This window comes from Pseudoduganella sp. jia 12, assembly GCF_055502675.1.
Genome location: NZ_JBUXKP010000029.1, coordinates 1 through 6,395, shown reverse-complemented (window position 1 = coordinate 6,395; position 6,395 = coordinate 1). Strand labels below are relative to the sequence as shown.

Here is a 6,395-nt window from a genome sequence, read left to right as displayed (position 1 = left end):
TCAAACGCCCACACTTATCGACTGTTGATTGTTAAAGAATTCTTCGCTTTTTCAGCGGTGCTGCAACTCGGGATCAACCCGTAGACAAATCGTTGTGTTTGTCAGCAGCAGAGAGGCAAGATTATCGTTTGTTTCGTGCGAATCGTCAAGCTTCTTTTTGCCCCGCTTCAACTTGCTTGTTTCACTTTCGTGACAGCTACGTTGCTGCGAGGGACAGAACTATAGCAAACGCCCTGCCCGTCGGCAAGGCCTATTTGTCGGAGATCGTCATGTGCTGTTGGCTACCTTCCGCCAGCATCTGTTCACGCGTGAATGGCAGTGGCACGAGCCGCTTTGCCGCGTACAGCGGCAACTGGTCCGCATAGTATGGCGAGGCGGGATCGGTCGACTGGCCATATGCCAGCAGGCCCCGTGCGACGGGTCCGCTGTCATCGAAGCCGACCAGTTGCATATAGCTGGTTCCCCAGGCCACATCGCGATAGCCCTGCTCCGTCAACGCGGACTTCATATGCAGTGCGTTGTACACACCGTCGAGGTCACCGATCCCGCCGTGGATCGGTGACCGCACACCGAGGCGCACTTCAGCCTGGTAATCGCCCAACGGCGCGTCCAGCGGAATGCCGAGTGTCGCCAGTCGCAATGCCGTGGTCCGCAATGCCGCAAGCATCGGCCCAAGCGCCGAAGGAGCGACGCCGCGCGGTGTATGCACCGGATCGGCGGGGTCGAACGGCACCGCCCACCTGTCGGGGATATTGACGACCGCCAGCCAGAACTCGCGGAACAGGATCGCCCCCTTGCTGTCCAGGTCGACTCTGCGGTCCCAACCGGCGATCGCCGCGCACGCGGCAGCCAGCGTCTGGTCCGCCGTACCACGGCAACCCGCCAACAGGTCGGGCACCACGAGCTCCGCGGCATGGACCCGGTTTGAAAACAGCAGCGCCTCCAGGTCGTCCACGCCCAGCCGGCCGCGATCGGCCAGCCGCTCGTCCAGTTGCAAAAATCCCAGCCGGGTACGCAGGTGCTGCGGCACGCCGACCGGACCATAAAGTGGCGAGTAACCACTGCCCGGCCCCGTCAATAACTGGCGGCTGTTGGTCAGCCAATAGCTGTCGTTCGAATTGGCCACGTAATCCCGCCGCATCAGCGCCGGCGCGCTGCCACTCGCGAAAATTCCTGGAGGCGCATTGGCATCCTGCCCCCAGTGGCAGGCCCTGCGCGACCCATCGAACACCAGCAGCGGGGCGAACAGCAGGCAGCCGGGCGCGAACTTCTCCGGCACCACGTGGGGAACCACACTGTAGTCCGCGAAGAGCGCATTGCCATGCCGGTCCGCGGCAATCGTGTTCACCCACGGCAGGCCCATGCGGCCCATCGCTGCCTGCAGTGCCGGGGCGCCGTCGGCCTTGCCCATCGCGATCCACTGGTCCATGAGGCGCGTGTTATGGCGATTGGGATCGCCGAGTGCGAGCATTCCGTTCGGCCCCAGCGGCAATCCTGCAGCCGCCATTTCGATGCCAAGCGCCGTTTCGCGGAATGTCTTGCGCTTCGTGCGGAACGTGCCGTCTGCTTGCAACGATTGCACCACGACCACCCGCTCCACTATTTTTACCCGCTCCCCGTCCAGCAAGTACGTCGAACCGCTGGGATCGGTGCTGTCCAGCTGCAGGCGGAACGTGGTGAAGTGCGCGGCCTTGGTGACCGTGTGGGTCCACGCGACATCCTTGTTGAAGCCTATGACGACGATCGGAATGCCGCCCAGGCTCACGCCCATGGCGTCATACACGCCCGGCACGGTCAGGTGTACCTGATAGAACCGGTCCGTATTGAACCAGGGGTAGTGCGGATTGGCCAGCAATATTCCCCGGCCACCGATGGACGCGTCGGCACCAAGTGCGATGGCGTTGCTGCCGAGACCTTCGTTATTCCACTCTGCGGGGAGAAGGTCGCCGCTTGCCGGGCCTTGCCGCCCGTCCCGCGCGGCGGCCAGGATCTCGCGCGCAAACAACTGGCCGGACGCGTGCAGCGCCTTCTCCGCGATCATCAGGTGGACGTCTTCGACGGTGATCGGTTTTACCCAAGGGGCATCCCGGCAGGCAGCTGGCAGGTTGCCCGCGTTTTGCCGCAGGTAGCGGTTATACCCCGCGACATAGCCGGACAACAGCGCCGTCGCCTCGGCGCTCCCCTCACGGTAGCCGGCGCGCAGCCGCACAGGATCGAGGTAGGCCTTGAAGAAGAAATCGCTATCCTCGTTGCGCAGGTCGAAGTTGTGCAGGTTGAGGTAGTCGATGACGACGCTGTATTCGCCGCCCACACCGGCCGTGGGCTTGGCATCGCCGCCGAAGTAGCGGGATCGCTCGCCGCGAACGGTGAGAATGCCATCCGCCAGCATGCACACGTTATCCTGCGCATAGGCGTAAGCCAGCCCGAAACCGAGACTGGCGAAGTCGTTTGCGCGGATATGTACGATGCCGTGGGAAGTGCGCGTCAATTCGGCGGTCATGCCGCCGTGGGAAGCCGGGACCGGGGCCGCATCGCTGCGGCTCCCGTTGCATGCCGCCAGCAGGCAGCACGGTAGAAAACACAGTATCGCGAGCGTCGATATTCGCATGATAGCTCCCCATGAGACGACCCATCATGGGGAAGCTGGCGCAAACGATCTTGATAGCCATCAAACGCGCGCAGGCGACCTGCCGCTTGACTGTCACCTGCGTTTGGGCTTGGGCCGGGAGATCAGCGGTCGGTCAACACCTGTCCACCGATGCGCTCAGCCTTGATCTGGGACTCCGTGAACGGCAACCCGGGCAGGCGCTTTTGCGTGAACAGCGGCAATTGGTCGGCATAGTACGACGACTTGGGATTGACCGACTGACCATACACGAGCAGGCCTTTTGCAACGGGGCCCGAGTTGTCGAATCCCACCAGCTGGATATAGCTGGTGCCCCACTCGACATCCTGGTAGCCCTTCGATGTCAGCTTGCCCCGCATGCTCAGCGTGCTATACGTTCCATCCTCGTCACCCTGGCCGCCATGCAGTGCATGACGCTTGTTGTTGCGCAGCTCGGTCTGGTAATCACCCAGGCGGCCGTAGAGCGGAACACCTACGGCTTGCAGCTTGGCGGTGGCGGCGCGCAGCGCCGTCATCAGCGCGGGGTGCGTGGCCGTGGCGATATCGCGCGGCGTATTGATCGGATCGGCCGGATTGAACGGCGTTACCCACAGATTGGGCGTGGAGCGGGCAATGTTCCAGAATTCACGGAACAGCACCGTGCCGCGGCTGTCGACATCCGCCTTCCTGTCCCAGGCCGCCAGGGCTGCGCATGGGGCAAGAGCGCGCACATCGAGTGATTTCACGCAGGCTTTCAGCAGCGACGGCATGACCAGGTCCGCCGCGTAGACGCGGTTATCGAACATCAGTTCCTGCACGTCTTCCATGCGCAGGAACTGCCGCTCCACGAGCATGTTTTCGATCTGCCTGAAGCCGATGCGGGTGCGCAGCGTTTGCACTGCGCCGGCCTGGCCGTACAGCGGCGAATATCCGAACGGCGCAGGGCCGGTCAGCGGCTCTTTCGCATTGCTGAGCCAATACGAATCGTTCGAGTTGGCGACGTAGTCCTGGCGCACGGTGGCCGGCGCATTGGCTTCGCCGAATATGCCTTCCGGGGCATCCGGGTCCTGGCCCCAGGCGCAGGCGCTGGTGCTGCCGTTGAACGCGAGCAGATCGGGGGCGATCAGGCACCCGGACTGGGGCAGGAATTTTTCGGTTGTCATATGCGGCACGACGCTGCCGTCGCTATACAGCGCATTCCCTTTATGGTCCGTCGCAACCGTGTTCACCCACGGCAAGCCCTTCACCGCGTGGATGGCGCTCTGCAGTTCATTGACGTCGCCGGCCTGGCCCATTTTCAGCCACTGTTCGGCGAGGCGGGTATTGTTCCGGTTGGCGTCGCCGAGCACGAACGCGCTCTGGGACGTCCAGCCGATGCCCGCTTGCGGCAGCACGATCACCGCTCCCTGGTGACTGAAGTAGAAAGTACGCTTTTTCGCAGCCAGCGAGCCGTCCTGCTGGAGGACGTCGACGGTCACGGTCCGCTCCGTCATCTTGCGCGGGGCGCCATCGAAATAATACGTCGTACCGGTCGGGTCCGACGGATCGAGCGCCAGGCCGAAGGTCGTGAAGTGCCGTGCGGCGGTCACCGTATGCGTCCACGCGACATTTTTGTTGAAGCCGATGGAAACGACCGGCAAGCCGCCAAGGCTGACGCCCATTGCATCGTAACGCCCTGGAACGGTCAGGTGGATCTGGTAAAAGCGATCCGTGCTGGTCCACGGATAGTGGGGATTGCCGAGCAGGATGCCCTTGCCGTTTGCGCTGGCGTCGCTTCCGATCGCCAACGCATTGCTGCCGACGCCGGCCGGAATACCGCTCGGCATCCCGATGACGGCTTTCGGCATGGCTTTCGCCAGGCTGACCGGCTCTTCCGGATCGCGCGAAGCCCCGACGATGGCGGCGGCAAACGCCTCGCCGCTCGCATGCAGCGCTTTTTCCGCAATCATCAGATAAACATCATCGACCGTGATCGGCTTCAGCCAGGCGGCGCCTTTGCAAGCGGCGGGATGCTTGCCAGGTTTATCCTTCAGATAGCGGTTATATCCGTCCGCAAAACCGGCCAGCAGTTCACGCACATCGGCCGAACCGGCCGCGTAACCTGCGCGCAACTGGTCAAGGTCGATATAACCCTTGAAGAAGAAGTCACTTTGCTCATTCGGCAGCTTGAAGAAAGTATCGAGTCCGGCACCATATTCGCCATTTTTCGGCTGGGTGGCGAATGCAGCCCCCCCGAAGTAGCGCGAGCGCTCGCCGCGTACGGTCAGAATGGTATCGGCAAGCATGCAGACGTTATCTTCCGCGTACGCATACGCTGCCCCATAACCCAGGCTGCGGTAGTCGGTAGCCTTGACATGGACTACCCCGCGGGTAGTGCGTGTGATTTCCGTACGCACAGGTGCAGCGGCAGCAGCGTAGTTAGCAGCAACCAGAGCAGTCAGCAGCGAGACTGTTGTAAGCTTCATTGAACCTCCAGAGATATCGTTATTAGAAATTTGTCCTGCGAGGATATCAGCGTGTCAGCTCTGCCACGAATAGAGGCTTGCAAATAAATATTTTTCGCGCAACATCCAAAGCCAGAAGGCTTTATATGCTCTAATTGTCGATCCGCCTTCGATATTCAAAGAAAGCGATCACGTTTCACTACAGAAATCAGATAAAGTTTCTAACCGGGAATAACAAGATAATATTGGAAATAATAATTTCCGAATAGGCAGGGACGTTTTGGCAATACGTACGATGTACGCTGCGAAACGTGGCCGTGTTGTGGGTTCATATAAAAAGCCCGGTGCCGCTATGCATCGTGGAGCAAGGTTGGGCAGTGCCCGGCCGAGCAAAAACCCGGGGCTTGGAGCGAAGTCTGCGGCGTACTGCCAAGGCATGGGCTTTTCTCGGTATCAAAACCGGTGACAAGCACCAGTTAATTTGAAACATTTCCAGAAAACCGGTGTCTGTCACCGGTTTTCGAGCAAATGAAAAAAGCGCACCTGGCAAGGCTTGGCAGTGCCAAGCCTTGCCAGGTGCGCTTCAAGCGGTGTTGCAAAGCAAAAAACCCCGCCAGCTAGCGGGGTTTTTCTATATAACAGCCTGATTGAACCAACTTTCACACTGGTTGCAGCACTATCGTCGGCGCAAAGTCGTTTCACGGTCCTGTTCGTGGAGCGAGGCCGGGCAGTGCCCGGCCGAGCAAAAACCCGGGACCTGGAGCAGCATCCGTGACGCACTGCAAAGCATGAGTACAAATGAAAAAAGCCCACTGCGATCACGCAATGGGCTTCTCTCGGAATTACAGCCTGACGATAACCTACTTTCACACTGGTTGCAGCACTATCATCGGCGCAAAGTCGTTTCACGGTCCTGTTCGTGGAGCGAGGTCGGGCAGTGCCCGGCCGAGCAAAAACCCTGGACCTGGAGCGAAGTCTGCGCGTACTGCAAAGCGTGAGTACAAATGAAAAAAGCCCACTGCGATCACGCAATGGGCTTCTCTCGTAATTACAGCCTGACGATAACCTACTTTCACACTGGTTGCAGCACTATCATCGGCGCAAAGTCGTTTCACGGTCCTGTTCGGGATGGGAAGGGGTGGGACCGACTTGCTATGGTCATCAGGCATGACTTGTACGATCGATTGCTCTCAATGGAGCAGCAATCGATCTCAATCTGGAAGAAGTAAGTTGGGTTGTAGTATTCAACTACGTCTCATCAAAGAGTAAATGCAAGGAATCATCATTGATTCATAACCGTCAAGGTTATAGGGACAAGCCGTACGGGCAATTAGTATCAGTTAGCT

General features: G+C 59.9%; 2 protein-coding genes and 1 rRNA gene. All 3 read right to left on the bottom strand.

Going from position 1 to position 6,395, the window contains the following annotated elements:
* Nucleotides 1-250: 250 nt before the first annotated feature.
* Entirely contained in the window at nucleotides 251-2,500 is a 2,250-nt protein-coding gene (locus ACY65G_RS30510; RefSeq protein ID WP_465001024.1) for a penicillin acylase family protein, read from the bottom strand.
* A gap of 230 nt (nucleotides 2,501-2,730) precedes the next feature.
* Complete coding sequence (locus ACY65G_RS30505; RefSeq protein ID WP_465001023.1) at nucleotides 2,731-5,070, bottom strand: penicillin acylase family protein; 2,340 nt, start codon at nucleotides 5,068-5,070, stop codon at nucleotides 2,731-2,733.
* A 1,032-nt stretch (nucleotides 5,071-6,102) separates the two neighbouring features.
* Nucleotides 6,103-6,215 (bottom strand): 5S ribosomal RNA (rrf, locus tag ACY65G_RS30500).
* Nucleotides 6,216-6,395: the final 180 nt, after the last annotated feature.

What these genes read in the sequence shown, in the direction of transcription:
- ACY65G_RS30510 (WP_465001024.1), bottom strand. Translation starts at nt 2,500, where the DNA reads ATGACCGCCGAATTGACGCGCACTTCCCACGGCATCGTACATATCCGC.
- ACY65G_RS30505 (WP_465001023.1), bottom strand. Translation starts at nt 5,070, where the DNA reads ATGAAGCTTACAACAGTCTCGCTGCTGACTGCTCTGGTTGCTGCTAAC.